We start from the raw sequence: 14458 nt of genomic DNA on the forward strand, positions 1-14458 counted from the left end.
AACGCTCCGCCCCCGCCCAAAGTTTCCCGCCCCGACCTCCGTACTGCATGCGAGGACGTGCGGCACCAGTCCTGCGGGAGGCTCGATGGATTGAGGCTGGCTATTCCTATTAGTCAAGCCTCAATAGGAAGTTTCATCGCTCTGGTCATTTGACGGCCTACTGAACTACGACCTGTTCCACGCCGCCGGCTCGAGTCGCTGCTCGGCCACACCCCCTGCTGACCGCCCTGCCTCGGCGCGTTCCATTGGGTCGTCCAGCCAGGTCCTCCAGCCCGCGATGACCGGCCCGGAACTGGACGGCGTGTGCGAACTGGAGGAGAACGGCTCATTCGCCATCGCCGACCACGCCAAGTTCGACCGCCTCACCCCGCTCCAGTACCCGCTCGCCGCCGCCCTGTCCTCCCGCATCGGCGACCTGATGTCCGGGATGTGTTTGATGCAGGGTGTCACGCCGAGCCCGCTGTCCCTTGGGTGGGAACGGAAAGATGGCGAGAAGGTTCTTGAGTGGTTACACGGAGGACCGTTCGCCAAGTACAGCCCGATACCGTTACCCGCCGAAATGGGTACCGGCTCGGTCCTGATCCACTCTCGGCCGCCGTCGACCATCGATCCGAATGACATGATCGCGATCTTCCGATGCGGGGGCGTGATCCCGTCAAAGATCTGACCGACCTGATGCGAATCGCCCAGAAGCGCTACGGCGAGCTGCATGACTGCACTCCGGCCCGTTCGGCGAGGCCGATCAATAGCCCGGCCGAGGCCATGCGGCAGGACGCCCGGCGCACTTGGGAACGGGCCGACGGTCCCAGGGCGGCCGGTGTGGGTGTGGTGGCCCGGGCCGGCCGGTGGGACCGTCGGTGGGGCGGGTCAGGGCCTCTTGGTGCCGGCGGGCTTGCGCGGTGTGGTCTTGCGCGGGGCCGGCTTGGCGATGGGCGGTTCGGCGGCCTCGGAGACGTCTTCGAGTTCCAGGGCGGCCTCGCCGCTGACGCGGCTGACGACCTTGCGGCCCCGGTCGGCGAACTCGTCGTACAGCTCGGTGGCCCGGACGGTCACGATGTCGGCGTAGCCCTTGGCCTTGACCGGCAGGTCCTTGGCGTAGTCCTCGGCCTTGGCGGCGTACTCGCGGGCCTTGGTCGGCAGGTCCTTCGCGGTCTGGCCGAGATCGCCGCGGCGGGACTGGAGCTTCTCCAGGCGGCCGGGGATCTCGCGCAGCTTCTGGATCGCGAAGTCGCCGGCCCCGGCGACCGCGTAGAAGGGCTTGGATTCGGTGAGCTTCTTGACCTCGGTGGCGAGCGTCATAGGTTAACCTTCCTTGGTTCGCGGAGTGGCGTTGCCGTTGCCGGTGTAGTGGTCCTCCGCCACGAAGGGCTCAAGCGTGGCGGCGAAGGACTCGGGCAGCGGGTCGTCGTCGCTCTCGGCGGGCTCCGGCCGGGGTTGCGCGTTCTGGGAGGTCTGCGTGTCCTCGGCCGGAGTGCCGGTGCGGTTCTCCTTGCGAAACGACTCGTAGATGTCGATGAGAACCTGGCGCTGCCGTCCGGACAGGAACGTGTCGGCGCGGATCGCGGCGACCACGTCACTGTCGGCCTCACGGTGCTCGATCAGGCCGGCCTGCACATAAAGCGCCTGTGCGGAGATGTGCAGGCCCTTGGCGATCTGGTTGAGGATCTCCGCGCTGGGCTTGCGCAGCCCGCGCTCGATCTGGCTCAGATACGGGTTGGAGACACCGGCCGCGGCGGAGAGCTGACGAAGTGAGATCTTCGCCTGCTTGCGCTGCTCGCGGATGTACTCCCCGATCGAGCCGACCTTCGGTAGTGCCATACCGCCAGTCTGCCCCACGCTGCTTGCAATTGCAAACAGAGAGCTAGCTGTAGCTAGCGACGGGCGGCCGTCAGTGCGGCAGCAGCCAGAGCAACGGGGCGGACACGGCCAGCGAGACGGCGAGGGTCAGGGCGAGGGCGCGAATCCGGCGAGGGAGGGCAGGACCGGGGGTGACCAGGCGCTGCACCCTGAGCATCACGCCGGTGTGGCTGCCGCCGATGGCCCCGAGCGCGCCGTGCGGCGTCGGCACCGGCTCGGCCGTACCGAACCGGAGCAGCGCGGTGGCCAGCCGGCGCGGCGAGCAGAACCGCCTGGCCCGGTCGTCGGCGGCCATCTCGATGAGCAGCTCGACCATGGCCTGGGTGTCGCGCACCACCGCCGACCACGGCAGCACCCGGCGCAGCGCCGAGAACGGCAGCAACACCAGGTCGTGCCGCTCCCGCACGTGGGCCGACTCGTGCGCGAGCACGGCGGCCAGCTCGTCGGGGGAGAGCAGGCGCAGCGCGCCCGCGCTGATCACCACCTGGGAGCGCAGCCCGGGCAGGCAGTAGGCGGCCGCGCCGGGGTGGTCGACCACCCGCACGCCGGGCACCTCGGGGTCATCGCGCGAGATGAGCGCGAGCAGGGCGCGGTGCCGCCGCCTGGCCCTGATGGTCTGCACGGCGGCCGCGGCGGTCACCGTGATCAGCACCGCGAGCAGGCTCACGCCCGCGATGAAGGCCAGGATGTGCGGCAGGTCGTAGGCGTCGCGCGGGCCGTAGCCGCCGGTGGCCGCCGACGCGGCGAACGCGCCGAGGCCACCGAGGACGCCCCGCTCGTAGGGCTGCAACGCGTAGGCGAGCAGCGCGCCCGTGGTGGCCAGGCCCCACGTGATGCCGACGGCCTGCCACAGCAGGATCGCGGTGCGTGGGGCGCGGTAGGTCCACCGCGCGGTGGTGAAGCGCCAGGCTCCGACCGCGCAGACCAGGGCGAGCGCCCCTAGGGCCGCCGCGGTCATTCCTCCTCCAGCTCCGTGAGGGCCTTGCGCAGGATGTCGGCCTCGTCGCCGGAGACGGCCTTGGCGAAGCGCGTCAGCGCCGCCGACCGGTCGCCGGTCAGGTCGAGGGCCTCCAGCATGAGCTCCGCGATGTAGGCGTCACGGCTGGCGGCGGGCTGGTAGCGCCAGGCCCGGCCGTCGCGGGTGCGGTGCAGGAAGCCCTTGCGGGTGAGGCGGTCGAGGACCGTCATGACCGTCGTGGGGGCCAGGTCGCGGTCGGCGATGTGCTTGCCGACCTCGCGGGCGGTGGCGGGCGCCTGCTGCGCCCACAGAATGTCCATGATGCTGCGTTCGAGCTCGCCGAGACCCTTCACGCCATCCAGGGTAACCTGCGAGCGACGAGCCGTAGTACTACGGGTCGTCGAGCGAGCCTGGGAAGGGGACGGGCCGGCATGCGGATCACACTGGTGCAGGGGGACATCACCGAGCAGCGGGCCGACGCGATCGTCAACGCGGCCAACTCCTCGCTGCTCGGCGGCGGGGGCGTGGACGGCGCGATACACCGCCGCGGCGGACCGGAGATCCTCGCCGAGTGCCGCGCGCTGCGCGCCTCGGCGTATGACAAGGGGCTGCCGACCGGACAGGCCGTGGCGACCACGGCGGGCCGGCTTCCGGCCCGCTGGGTGATTCACACGGTCGGCCCGGTCTACTCCAGGTCGGAGGACCGTTCGCATCTGCTCGCCTCCTGCTATCGGGCCTCGCTCGGCGTCGCCGCGGAACTCGGCGCGCACACTGTCGCCTTCCCAGCGATTTCCACGGGAATCTACGGCTGGCCGCTCGATGACGGGGCCAGGATCGCGCTCAAGACCGTGCGCGAGACCCCCGCCCCCGGTATCGAGGAGGTCAGCTTCGTGCTGTTCGATGCCACAGCCTACGCCGAGTTCGATCGAGCGCTGCGCGGCCCCGGCCAGGCTGTGGAAAACTAGCCCGCTCGCCTGGCGCCCGCCTGTGGAAAACCCGGGGCCACGGCCGCCCACGGCAGTGTCAGCTCGCCGAGTCGCCAGCGGGCGCGCCCGCCCAGCGGGGGCCGGGTGAGCACCGGCCAGGCGCGGGCCAGCGTCTCCACCGTCGCGGCCCAGCGCTGGCGCACCCCGTACGCCGCGTACGGCGAGCACACCGCCCACGCCCGATCGAGATCCTGGAACAGGTCGTACACCGGCTCGCCGGGCACATTGCGATGAATGAGCGCCTTCGGCAGCCGCTCGGCCAGGTCCGAGGGCCGGTCGAACCCGGTGAACCGGGTGGAGAGCGTGAGCGTGCGCGGCCCCGAGGCGTCCAGCCCCACCCAGGCCGCCCGGTGGCCGACCTCCGAGCACGTCCCTTCCACGATCACGCCGTCCGCGGCGATCCGCGAGCGCAGCAGCCCCCACGCCGTCGCCGACTCCGCCTCGCCGTACTGACGCAGCACGTTGAACGCGCGCACGACCAGCGGCGGGCGGGCGGCCGGCAGCAGCTCGAAGCCGCCGACCGCGAACGACAGGCCCGGCCGGGCATGCGGCGTGGCGGCGGCGACCCGCTCGGGATCGATCTCGATCCCGAGGACCTCCACGTCCGGGCGGATCGCCCGCAGCCGCAGGTACAACTCCGTCGTGGTGACGTGCGAGGCCCCGAAACCGAGATCCACGACCAGCGGGCGGGAGGCGGACCGCAGCAGCCCGCCGTACGCGGCGGCGATCCACCGGTCGGCACGCCTGAGCCGGTTGTGGCCGGTGGTTCCGCGGGTGATCGAGCCGACCGGCCGCCGCGTGCGACCGCGCAAGGGGGACTCCAGAGGGGGAAAGCGGCGGGTTACGGGGCGGGGGTGCGATGCACCTTGTGCTGGGCGGCCTGCGCCCGCGGGCGAATGACCATGCGGTCCACGTTGAAGTGCGCCGGCCTGGTCACCGACCACACGATCGCGTCGGCCACGTCGTCGGCGGTCAGGGGATACGCGACTCCTTGGTAGACCCGGTCGGCGGCCTCCCGGTCGCCGCGGAACCGGGTGAGCGCGAACTCCTCGGTGCGCACCATCCCGGGCGCGATCTCCACGACCCGCACCGGCCGGTCGAACAGTTCCAGCCGCAAGGTCTCGGCCATCGACTTCTGGGCGTGCTTGGCCGCCACGTAGCCGCCGCCGCCCTCGTAGGCGACCAGCCCGGCCGTGGAGGTGAGCAGCACCAGCACCCCGTCACCGGACTCCACCAGTTTCGGGGTGAGCGCCTTGGTCATCCGCAGCGTGCCCAGCACGTTCACGTCGTACATCCGCTGCCAGTCGGCGGGGTCGGCCTCGATCACCGGCTCCAGCCCGTACGCCCCGCCGGCGTTGTTGACCAGCACGTCGCACCGGTCGAGCGCCCCGGCCAGCGCGTCCACGGACTCCTGGGAGGTGACGTCCAGCGCCATCGGGCGTACGCCCGCCACCTCGGCGGCCAGCTTCTCCAGCCGGTCCACCCGCCGGGCCGCCGCCACGACGTCGTACCCCTCCGTCGCCAGACGCCGCGCCGTCGCCCATCCGATGCCGCTGCTCGCGCCGGTCACCACAGCCGTCTTCATCATGCTTTGCATCATTCCAGGACCCCGCCGAAGGTGCGGCCCGGGGCTTGTGATCGCATGGCGGGGCAAATGCGGGAATCGTCGGTGAAATCGAGTGGTTGTAAGCCCTTCGGAGGTGGTGTCAACGTGAGGCGACGGCGGGTCCACCGGGTCGCGACGGTCAGCATGCACACGTCCCCTCTGGATCAGCCGGGCACGGGTGACGCGGGCGGCATGAACGTCTACATCGTCGAAACGGCCAAACGGCTGGCGCAGCTCGACGTCGAGGTGGAGATCTTCACCCGGCAGACGGCGCGCGACCTGCCGCCCACGGCCGAGCTCGCGCCCGGGGTGACCGTGCGGCACGTCACGGCGGGGCCGTACGAGGAACTGGACAAGGGCGACCTGCCCGGCCAGCTCTGCGCGTTCCTGTCGGGAGTCCTGCGTACCGAGGCGTCCTACGACCCCGGCCGCTACGACGTCATCCACTCCCACTACTGGCTGTCCGGACAGGTCGGGTGGCTGGCCAAGGAGCGCTGGGGAGTGCCGCTGGTGCACACCATGCACACCATGGCCAAGGTCAAGAACCTGCTGCTCGCCGACGGCGACAAGCCCGAGCCCGCCGCCCGGGTGCTGGGCGAGGAGCAGGTCGTGGACGTCGCCGACCGCCTGGTCGCCAACACCGACGCCGAGGCGCGCGAGATGATCGACCTGTACGGCGCGCCGCCCGACCGGGTCGCCGTCGTCAACCCCGGCGTCAACCTCTCGGTCTTCCAGCCCGCCTCCAAGGGCGCCGCGCGGCACCGCCTGGGCCTTCCCGACGACGCGCACGTACTGCTGTTCGTCGGCCGTATCCAGCCGCTCAAGGCCCCGGACGTGCTGCTGCGCGCCGCCGCCAGGATGCTGATCGAGGACCCGGGGCTGCGCTCCCGCCTGATCGTGGCCTGCGTCGGCGGGCCCAGCGGCAGCGGCCTGTGCCGCCCGGCGCTGCTCTCCGACCTGGCCGAGTCGCTGGGCCTGACCGACGTCGTGCGCCTGGTGCCACCGGCCCCTCAGCACGAGCTGGCCGACTGGTACCGCGCCGCGGACGTGACGGTCGTGCCCTCCCACAACGAGTCCTTCGGCCTGGTCGCGCTGGAGTCCCAGGCGTGCGGCACGCCCGTGGTCGCCGCCTCGGTGGGCGGGCTGCGCACCGCCGTACGCGACGGCGTGTCCGGGCTGCTCGTCGAGGGCCACGACCCGCAGGACTGGGCGCGCGTCCTCGACGGCCTGGTACGCCGGCCCGCCTGGCGCGACCACCTGTCCAAGGGCGCGGTGGAGCACGCGGGCGCCTTCGGGTGGTCCGGCACCGCCGCGCGGCTGGCCGACGTCTACGCGGGGGCGATGGCGAACCTGCACCGATCGCCCGTGGCCCTCACTTCCTGAGCCCGTATGGTGGTGCGCATGGACGTTGCCGGGGTCGTGGAGTCGGCGCTGAAGGCCGCCGAGGCGTCGTACGAACGCCCGAAGCCTGAGGCGTTCCTGGTCAGGCTGCCGGGCGAGCACAAGCTGGCCACCATGACCTGGCTGATCATCGGCGAGCGGATGCTGCACGTGGAGGCGTTCTTCTGCCGCAGGCCCGACGAGAACCACGCCGAGTTCTACCGGTGGCTGCTCACCAAGAACGGCTCCATGTACGGCGTGCGCTTCGCGCTCGACGAGGTGGGCGACGTTCACCTCGTCGGCAGGACGCCCCTTCCCGCCGTGACCGAGCAGGAGGTGGACCGGCTGCTCGGCTGCGTCCTCAGCTACTCCGACGAGTCCTTCGACCGCGCCCTGGAACTCGGCTTCGCCTCCTCCATCCGGCGCGAGTGGGAGTGGCGGGCCAAGCGCGGCGAGTCGCTGGCCAACCTGCAGGCGTTCGCCAGGTTCGCCGATCCCGCGTGCTGATGGGCCATCGGTAAGGTTGTCGGCATGGCGACATTGGTGCTGTTGCGGCATGGTGAAAGCGACTGGAACGCGAAGGGCCTGTTCACCGGGTGGGTGGACGTCAGCCTCTCGCCCGCGGGCGAGGCCGAGGCGCGGCGGGGCGGGCAGCTCCTCCTCGACGCCGGGCTGCGCCCCGACGTGGTGCACACGAGCCTGCTGACCCGGGCCATCCAGACCGCCGAACTGGCGCTCGGGGCGGCCGATCTACGCTGGCTGCCGGTGCGCCGCTCGTGGCGGCTCAACGAGCGGCACTACGGGGCGCTGCAGGGCAAGAACAAGGCGCAGACGCGCGAGGAGTTCGGCGACGAGCAGTTCATGCTGTGGCGCAGGTCCTATGACACCCCGCCGCCGCCGATCGCCGACGATGACGAGTACAGCCAGGTGGGCGACCCGCGGTACACGTTGCTGCCGCCGGAGCTGATGCCGCGCACCGAGTGCCTGAAGGACGTCGTGGGGCGGATGCTGCCCTACTGGTACGACGAGATCGTGCCCGACCTCGCGGCCGGCCGTACGGTGCTCGTGGTCGCGCACGGCAACTCGCTGCGCGCGCTGGTCAAGCACCTCGACGGCATCGACGACGACACGATCGCCGGGCTGAACATCCCCACCGGCATCCCGCTGCGCTACGACCTCGACGCGGAGTTCCGGCCGGTCACCAGGGGCGGGCTCTACCTCGACCCCGAGGCGGCCAAGGCCGCCATCGAGGCCGTCGCCAACCAGGGCCGCTGACTCCGGCCAGCCCGGGAGCCGGTCAGAGGGCCGACATGTCGGGCCGGGAACCGGTGACCAGGTAGACGACATCGCGGGCCACGCGCACGGCGTGGTCCGCGTAGCGCTCGTAGTAGCGGCCGATCAGGGTGACGTCGATGGCCTGCTCCACGGCCCACTTGGAGTCCTTGGCCAGCAGTACCCGGAACAGCCGCCGGTGCAACTGGTCCATGGCGTCGTCGTCGGCCTCCAGCTCCATCGCCGACTCCACATCGTGGGAGGCGATGCAGCTGCCCGCCTTGGTCACCAGGCGCTCGGCGATCTGCCCCATCTCCAGGATGGTCGAACGCAGCTCCGCAGGGATCGCCGAGTCCGGGTGCCGCAACCGGGTGATCTTGGCCACGTGCTCCGCCAGGTCGCCCATCCGCTCCAGGTCGGAGCCCATCCGCAGGGCGGTGATCACCATCCGCAGGTCCACCGCGACCGGCTGCTGGCGGGCCATCAGGTCGAAGATCGATGCCTCGATCTCGGCGAAAAGGCGGTTCACCTCGTCGTCCTGCGAGATCACGCTCTCCGCGAGGTGGAGGTCGGAGTCCAGCAACGCAGTCGTGGCCCGGGAGATCCCGGAACGGACAAGCCGGGTCATCTCGACAAGCTTGTCGGTGAGAGCGTCAAGCTCTTCGTGGTATGCGTCTCGCATGGCACCAACCGTACGCGCGGGGCGATGAACGAACTTCGACCAGAAAATGAACTTTACGGGAAACGCCGTGGTCAAGGGGCATTTCCCCGTCGAGAGAACACGCTGGTCCGCCTACCATCGAAGGCGTGAGTGGACACAGCGGTGCTGCGCCCCGGCGGCGACGCGGGGCGACACGGGAGGTCCCGTGAGCGAGTTGCTCGCGAGTCTGGCGGCACTGGCGGGGTTCGTGGTGGGCGCGTTGGCCGTGATGGCCGTACGCAACCACTTCGACCATCGGCGCGTGCCCGACGCCACCAGCGAATCCGAGGCCACGGCCCTGCCCAACGGCGTCGCGTCGGTGCTGGCCGTACTACCGTCGTCGGCCGTGGTGCTCGACCGCGAGGACCGCGTCCTGCGCGCCAGCTCCGCCGCCCGCGCCTTCGGGCTCGTCAAGGGCGACCGGATGATGGCCGCCGAGCTGCTGGCGCTGGCCAGGCAGGTGCGCAGGGACGGCGAGATCAGGGAGAGCGAGCTCGAGGTGGCCGGGCACAAGTTCGGCCAGGAGGCCACCTCGTTCGCGGTCCGGGTGGCCCCGCTGGGCTCGCACGGCCAGGTCCTGGTGCTCGCCGAAGACCAGACCGAGCGGCGCAGGGTCGAGGCCGTGCGCCGCGACTTCGTGGCCAACGTCAGCCACGAGCTGAAGACCCCCGTGGGGGCGCTGAGCCTGCTCGCCGAGACCATCCAGGACGCGGCCGACGACCCCGAGGCCGTCACCCGCTTCGCCGGGCGCATGCAGCACGAGGCCGCCAGGCTCAACTACCTGGTGCAAGACCTCATCACGCTGTCCAGGATCCAGGGCGGCGAGCCCATCCCGATCCCCGGTCCCGTGCCGGTGGACGAGGTGATGCACGAGGCGGTCGATCGGTGCAACACCAAGGCCGCGGCGAAGGACATCACCCTCGTCGCCGGCGGCACTGAGGGCCTTCGGGTCTGGGGCGACGACGAACTACTGGTCACCGCGCTGCGCAACCTGATCGACAACGCGGTGGCCTACAGCCCCGAGCACACCCGCGTGGTGGTCAGCGCCCGTCCCGCCGGGGAGTCCGTCGAGATAAGCGTGAGCGACCAGGGCATCGGCATCCCGGAGAGCGCCCAGGAGCGCATCTTCGAGCGGTTCTTCCGGGTGGACGCGGCGCGGTCGAGGGCCACCGGAGGCACCGGCCTCGGCCTCGCCATCGTCAAGCACGTGTCGGTCGCACACGGCGGTGAGGTGGCGGTGTGGAGCAAGGAGGGCTCAGGGTCCACCTTCACGCTGCGTCTGCCCGCGTTCGGCGGTACGGCTGTCACCGAATCGCACAGCACAACCACAACTCCCCTGGAGGCCGCGAAGTGACCCGCGTACTCGTCGTAGAGGACGAGGAGTCGTTCTCCGACGCGCTGTCGTACATGCTGCGCAAGGAGGGGTTCGAGGTCGCGGTCGCGGCCACCGGCCCCGAGGCGCTCGACACCTTCGACCGTAACGGCGCAGACCTGGTGCTGCTCGACCTGATGCTGCCCGGCCTGCCGGGCACGGAGGTCTGCCGCTCGCTGCGGCAGCGGTCCAAGGTGCCGGTGATCATGTTGACCGCCAAGGACAGCGAGATCGACAAGGTGGTCGGGCTGGAGCTCGGCGCCGACGACTACGTGACCAAGCCGTTCTCCTCGCGCGAGCTGGTGGCGCGCATCCGCGCGGTGCTGCGCAGGCAGGGCGACGTCGAGGAGCTGGAGTCCGCCGTGCTGACCGCCGGGCCGGTGCGGATGGACGTCGACCGGCACATCGTGGCCGTGCGCGGGCGGCAGGTGCAGCTTCCGCTGAAGGAGTTCGAGCTGCTCGAAGTACTGCTGCGCAACGCGGGGCGGGTCCTCACCCGGGGGCAGCTCATCGACCGCGTCTGGGGGGCCGACTACGTCGGCGACACCAAGACGCTCGACGTGCACGTCAAGCGGCTGCGGGCGAAGGTCGAGTCCGATCCGTCCAACCCGCGGTGCATCCTCACCGTCCGGGGACTCGGCTACAAGTTCGACCCCGTCGACGAGTGAGCCTTCCCGGCACCCGCACGACCGTGCGGGTGCCGGGATACGAACAGGCCCGGTCTGTCGCGCCTTCGGGGGGCGCGGCAGGCCGGGCCTTCGTCGTACTCGGTCAGTGACCGCCGGTCGAGGCGTCCTCGGTGGCCGTGAGCGTCGCCGTGGCCGTGGGGACGGGCGTCGCCGTCGCGGCCGGGGTGGGCCCGGTGGTCGGCGTCTGCTGCGTGGTGGGCGCGGGCGCGGGCGCCCAGGTGGCGAACTCCCGGCTGCGTGCGACCACCGGCAGGGTCAGGTCCACCGCGCCCGCGTTGGCGAACTGCAGGCTCATCGCGATGTACTCGCCGCCGGCCAGTTCCTTCGTCAGTCCCTCGATGACCAGGGGCGGACCCGCCGTACCCGCGGTGGGCGTGGCGCCGGGAGCGGCGGCCCCCGACGTGCTCACCCGCTTGTCGCGGGGCAGGACGATCGGCGCGGCCAGCTTCACCGTGCCGGCGTTGTTGACCGCCACCCCCACGAGCTGGTCGTCCTGCTGCTCGATGTTGGTCAGGGACAGGTAGACCGGCGCGGACCCGCCCTTGGGGAGCTTGCCGCCCGGTTCCGGACCGAGCACGAAGCCCTGTGAGATCTGGATGCCTCGCACGGTGGTGGCCCGTGCCTCGGTGGGCGAGTAGTGCTTGACGGTCGTGGCGTCGAATCCTGCGGCGCAGCCGGCCAGTACCGGGGCTGCGAGGAACGCGGCGGCGGCGATCGCCCAGCGACGGCTGGTGCGGGTCACGGTCGAATTTCCCCTTCTCGCGCGTGGAGGGTGGTGAGCAGGGTAACCCTATCCGTCACGCCAGGCGGTACTTGCTGCACCCCTTGCGCCGCGCCGGGCGGCAAGGGGACGAAACGGGCATTTGATGGGCGATCGACAACCTTCCGAAGGGCGCTGTAAGAACCGCGCCCACGCAGGTCACCACCTATGTCAGGGTTTGTGATTCACATAGTCGATGGTTTGTCAAGCCCTAAAATGAGCCTTTGACCTGCAGTTATGGTGATTTCACTGTTCCGGGAGGCTGTGGATGCGTGGTACTCTGGAGTACAGCGGAAGGGGTATCTGTCACATGACTTTCCAGGTCGGCGACACTGTCGTCTACCCCCATCATGGGGCTGCTCGCATCGAAGCCATCACGACCCGGACCATCCAGGGTGCGGAAAAGACCTATCTGGTGCTGAAGGTCGACAAGGGCGATCTTACCGTCCAGGTTCCGGCTGAGAACGCCGAACTCGTCGGCGTGCGCGACGTTGTCGGCCAGGAGGGTCTGGAGCGCGTCTTCGACGTGCTGCGCATGCCGCACACGGAAGAGCCCACCAACTGGTCTCGCCGCTACAAGGCAAACCTGGAGAAGCTGGCGTCCGGCGACGTCAACAAGGTTGCCGAAGTGGTGCGGGATCTCTGGCGGCGCGACAAGGAGCGCGGCCTGTCCGCCGGCGAGAAGCGCATGCTCGCCAAGGCGCGGCAGATTCTGGTGAGCGAGCTCGCTCTGGCCGAGAAGACCAACGAAGACAAGGCAGAGGCCCTGCTGGACGAGGTCCTCAACTCCTGAACACGATATTTCCACGGGTGGGCGTCGGGGTCGATGTCCACCCGTTCGCATCCGGGCGTGAGCTGCATCTCGCCGGCCTGCACTGGCCGGGCGAGACCGGCCTCGCCGGCCATTCCGACGGCGACGCCGCCGCCCATGCGGCGTGCGACGCACTGCTGTCCGCGTCCGGCCTCGGTGACCTGGGCGCGCTCTTCGGCACGGCCGACCCGCGCTGGGCGGGGGCCTCGGGCGTCGCGCTGCTCACCGAGACGGCCCGGCTGGTACGCCAGGCGGGCTTCGAGATCGGCAACGTGGCGATCCAGGTGATCGGCAACCGCCCCCGGCTGGCCGCCCGCCGTACCGAGGCCGAGAAGGCCCTCAGCGCGGCCGTGGCGGCCCCGGTGGGCCTCACCGCCACCACGACCGACGGCCTGGGCCTCACCGGCCGTGGCGAGGGCGTGGCGGCCGTGGCGACCGCCCTCGTGGTCGCGGTGTGACGGGTGCGTTCATAGGGGGGCCATTGACCACCGGGCTTGACGAGGGGCGCGGTCTATCCGCAAATTTCGGTAAAGTAGCCGCCAACCGATGGGCGAATCCACGCGTCTCATTACCGGGAAACCGATTCGGTTGACCCAGCGGGCGGCGTGGATGTTCGCCCGGGTTCACGGCGGCGGTCCGTTTACTGGCGCGGTGCGGACCGCCGCCCTCTTCTGTTTTCAGCTTTCAGCCTGGTCAGGCTGGGTAGGGCCCCTGTAAGCGGGAGCATGTCATCGGCATACGGGGGAGCGACATGCTTGGAACCATCATCTCGGCCATCGTGATCGGCGCCATCATCGGCGCGCTGGCCCGGCTCATCGTGCCGGGCAAACAGAACATGAGCTGGGGTCTCACGCTCATCGTGGGGATCGTGGCGGCGCTGCTGGGCACACTGGTCGCGCAGTTGTTCGGCGTCGCGACGACGCCCGGCATCGACTGGATCGAACTCCTCTTCCAGATCATCCTGGCGATCAGCGGAGTGTTGATCGTGTCCCGGATGTCAGCGGGACGCGGCCGGGCCTAGCCTGCCTGACCTGGGACTTCGCCGAATGCCCGATTAGCGCGGCGATTTCGGGTAGCGACCTCTCCGTGAGAGTGAAGGTCTCGCCCTCACGGGAGGTTGAAATGACCATCGAGTCCATTATCGGCGCGATCGTCATCGGTGCCGTCATCGGAGCGATCGGTCGGCTGCTGCTTCCTGGCAGGCAGGCGATCGGGTGGATCCTCACCATCGTCGTCGGGATCGTCGCCGCGCTCATAGGTACGGCGATCGCCCAGGTGGTCGGGGTGGAGACGACACCAGGGATCGACTGGATCGAGTTGCTGATGCAGGTCGTCCTCGCGATCGTGGGCGTCGGCCTGGTCGCCGGACTACGACGAGGCGCCCGATGACCTGACGGCCCTGGCGGCTCCCATCCCCGCGGAGTCGAGTGGGCGCGCCGAAGGCGCCGACGCCGCCAGGGCCGGGCGAGGGTGGGTGAGGATCGGCGGGAGCGGGGCCGCCGTAGGCGTGAAACGCGATCAGCCGGGCCGTTCGGCCCGGCTGATCGTATGTTCACTCCTCCGGTGGCGTCGGGGTGCTGCGCACCCGGCTCAAGGGCGGTCCGGAATCGCCCGCCTCCGCCTCCGCCGATCCGTCGCCGGACTCTCCCCGGTGCGGGCGGTCGGCCAGGTTGGCGACCGCGTCGGCCACGTGTGCTTCCCATCCGCCGGGATTGTCGGCCTCCTCCCGCGCCTTCAGGCGCTCGTCGGAGAAGACGCGGAGCGGCTGGGTGTCGGGGCCCTCGTCGGAGTCGTTCGCCGCCGGATCGTCCTGCTCCGGGCTCGGACGCGGATGGACCAGCACGTCACCCGGACGCTTGCGCGGAAGGGTCTTGGCCAGGTCGCCCCAGCGCAGCGGCATGTCGGGGGCGCGCTCCGGTACGGCGGGGCGGTCCGGTTCCTGCGCGGCCTCGGCCTCGTCGGCCTCTTCCACTTTTTCGTGCCGGTCGTCGAGGCCGATCCGCGGCTTGGGCATCGGGGAGGCCCCGGGGAGCCGCTTGGGCAGCTGGGGGGCTGCGGAGGTTTCCG

19 protein-coding genes and 1 pseudogene are annotated in these 14458 nt (G+C 70.5%); 11 read left to right on the forward strand and 9 right to left on the reverse strand.

The window, feature by feature from the left end; translation table 11 throughout:
- Positions 1–277: 277 nt before the first annotated feature.
- Positions 278–667, forward strand: coding sequence for a hypothetical protein (locus C1I98_RS22005; protein ID WP_111169324.1), 390 nt, complete (start codon positions 278–280; stop codon positions 665–667).
- Between the two features lie 200 nt (positions 668–867).
- Here the strand turns inward: C1I98_RS22005 and C1I98_RS22010 are convergent, their stop codons facing one another.
- The 4 genes from C1I98_RS22010 to C1I98_RS22025 form a co-directional block, all read right to left on the reverse strand.
- On the reverse strand, positions 868–1299 hold the full coding sequence (locus C1I98_RS22010) for a hypothetical protein (protein ID WP_111169325.1): 432 nt from the start codon (positions 1297–1299) through the stop codon (positions 868–870).
- A gap of 3 nt (positions 1300–1302) precedes the next feature.
- Entirely contained in the window at positions 1303–1818 is a 516-nt protein-coding gene (locus tag C1I98_RS45345; protein WP_111169326.1) for a helix-turn-helix domain-containing protein, read from the reverse strand.
- 70 nt (positions 1819–1888) lie between these two features.
- A complete protein-coding gene (locus C1I98_RS22020) occupies positions 1889–2815 on the reverse strand; it encodes a M56 family metallopeptidase (protein ID WP_111169327.1) in 927 nt (308 codons plus the stop codon).
- Complete coding sequence (locus C1I98_RS22025; protein ID WP_199537117.1) at positions 2812–3168, reverse strand: BlaI/MecI/CopY family transcriptional regulator; 357 nt, start codon at positions 3166–3168, stop codon at positions 2812–2814. Before C1I98_RS22025 ends, C1I98_RS22020 begins: the two co-directional genes overlap by 4 nt.
- Positions 3169–3246: 78 nt before the next feature.
- Between C1I98_RS22025 and C1I98_RS22030 the strand changes: the two genes are divergently transcribed.
- Positions 3247–3780, forward strand: a complete 534-nt coding sequence (locus tag C1I98_RS22030; RefSeq protein ID WP_111169328.1) for an O-acetyl-ADP-ribose deacetylase — start codon at positions 3247–3249, stop codon at positions 3778–3780.
- Here the strand turns inward: C1I98_RS22030 and C1I98_RS22035 are convergent.
- Together C1I98_RS22035 and C1I98_RS22040 are read right to left on the reverse strand one after the other, a co-directional pair.
- Entirely contained in the window at positions 3777–4613 is an 837-nt protein-coding gene (locus tag C1I98_RS22035; RefSeq protein ID WP_111169329.1) for a class I SAM-dependent methyltransferase, read from the reverse strand. The genes C1I98_RS22030 and C1I98_RS22035 overlap by 4 nt on opposite strands.
- Positions 4614–4642: 29 nt before the next feature.
- On the reverse strand, positions 4643–5389 hold the full coding sequence (locus C1I98_RS22040; RefSeq protein ID WP_111169342.1) for an SDR family NAD(P)-dependent oxidoreductase: 747 nt from the start codon (positions 5387–5389) through the stop codon (positions 4643–4645).
- Positions 5390–5512: 123 nt separating this feature from the next.
- On the opposite strand from C1I98_RS22040, the gene mshA reads away from it, so the two are divergent.
- The 3 genes from mshA to C1I98_RS22055 are packed head-to-tail and all read left to right on the forward strand — an operon-like array spanning position 5513 to position 8062.
- A complete protein-coding gene (gene mshA, locus C1I98_RS22045; RefSeq protein WP_438672102.1) occupies positions 5513–6790 on the forward strand; it encodes a D-inositol-3-phosphate glycosyltransferase in 1278 nt (425 codons plus the stop codon).
- Between the two features lie 18 nt (positions 6791–6808).
- On the forward strand, positions 6809–7294 hold the full coding sequence (locus tag C1I98_RS22050; RefSeq protein ID WP_233508063.1) for a type III secretion system chaperone family protein: 486 nt from the start codon (positions 6809–6811) through the stop codon (positions 7292–7294).
- A gap of 24 nt (positions 7295–7318) precedes the next feature.
- Positions 7319–8062, forward strand: coding sequence for a phosphoglyceromutase (locus C1I98_RS22055; RefSeq protein WP_111169332.1), 744 nt, complete (start codon positions 7319–7321; stop codon positions 8060–8062).
- Between the two features lie 22 nt (positions 8063–8084).
- Here the strand turns inward: C1I98_RS22055 and phoU are convergent, their stop codons facing one another.
- Positions 8085–8741 (reverse strand): phosphate signaling complex protein PhoU, encoded by a 657-nt coding sequence (gene phoU, locus C1I98_RS22060; protein ID WP_111169333.1) that lies wholly within the window; start codon positions 8739–8741, stop codon positions 8085–8087.
- Positions 8742–8988: 247 nt separating this feature from the next.
- Between phoU and C1I98_RS22065 the strand changes: the two genes are divergently transcribed.
- Together C1I98_RS22065 and C1I98_RS22070 are read left to right on the forward strand one after the other, a co-directional pair.
- Entirely contained in the window at positions 8989–10113 is a 1125-nt protein-coding gene (locus tag C1I98_RS22065; RefSeq protein WP_111169343.1) for a sensor histidine kinase, read from the forward strand.
- On the forward strand, positions 10110–10799 hold the full coding sequence (locus C1I98_RS22070; RefSeq protein ID WP_111169334.1) for a response regulator: 690 nt from the start codon (positions 10110–10112) through the stop codon (positions 10797–10799). The genes C1I98_RS22065 and C1I98_RS22070 overlap by 4 nt, the downstream gene beginning before the upstream one ends.
- Before the next feature lie 103 nt (positions 10800–10902).
- On the opposite strand, the gene C1I98_RS22075 is transcribed toward C1I98_RS22070, so the two are convergent.
- Positions 10903–11562 (reverse strand): copper chaperone PCu(A)C domain-containing protein, encoded by a 660-nt coding sequence (locus tag C1I98_RS22075; RefSeq protein ID WP_111169335.1) that lies wholly within the window; start codon positions 11560–11562, stop codon positions 10903–10905.
- A gap of 328 nt (positions 11563–11890) precedes the next feature.
- Between C1I98_RS22075 and C1I98_RS22080 the strand changes: the two genes are divergently transcribed.
- The 4 genes from C1I98_RS22080 (at position 11891) to C1I98_RS22095 (ending at position 13780) form a co-directional block, all read left to right on the forward strand.
- Entirely contained in the window at positions 11891–12373 is a 483-nt protein-coding gene (locus C1I98_RS22080; protein WP_111169336.1) for a CarD family transcriptional regulator, read from the forward strand.
- Positions 12374–12390: 17 nt separating this feature from the next.
- On the forward strand, positions 12391–12849 hold the full coding sequence (gene ispF, locus C1I98_RS22085; protein WP_111169337.1) for a 2-C-methyl-D-erythritol 2,4-cyclodiphosphate synthase: 459 nt from the start codon (positions 12391–12393) through the stop codon (positions 12847–12849).
- A gap of 293 nt (positions 12850–13142) precedes the next feature.
- A complete protein-coding gene (locus C1I98_RS22090) occupies positions 13143–13412 on the forward strand; it encodes a GlsB/YeaQ/YmgE family stress response membrane protein (RefSeq protein ID WP_111169338.1) in 270 nt (89 codons plus the stop codon).
- Positions 13413–13513: 101 nt separating this feature from the next.
- Positions 13514–13780, forward strand: a complete 267-nt coding sequence (locus tag C1I98_RS22095) for a GlsB/YeaQ/YmgE family stress response membrane protein (RefSeq protein ID WP_111169339.1) — start codon at positions 13514–13516, stop codon at positions 13778–13780.
- A gap of 163 nt (positions 13781–13943) precedes the next feature.
- Here the strand turns inward: C1I98_RS22095 and C1I98_RS22100 are convergent.
- Positions 13944–14458 (reverse strand): annotated as a pseudogene (locus tag C1I98_RS22100) (hypothetical protein); the annotation flags it as partial.

Origin of the sequence: Spongiactinospora gelatinilytica, from assembly GCF_003236385.1 — a bacterium.
GTDB classification, from domain to species: Bacteria; Actinomycetota; Actinomycetes; order Streptosporangiales; family Streptosporangiaceae; genus Spongiactinospora; species Spongiactinospora gelatinilytica.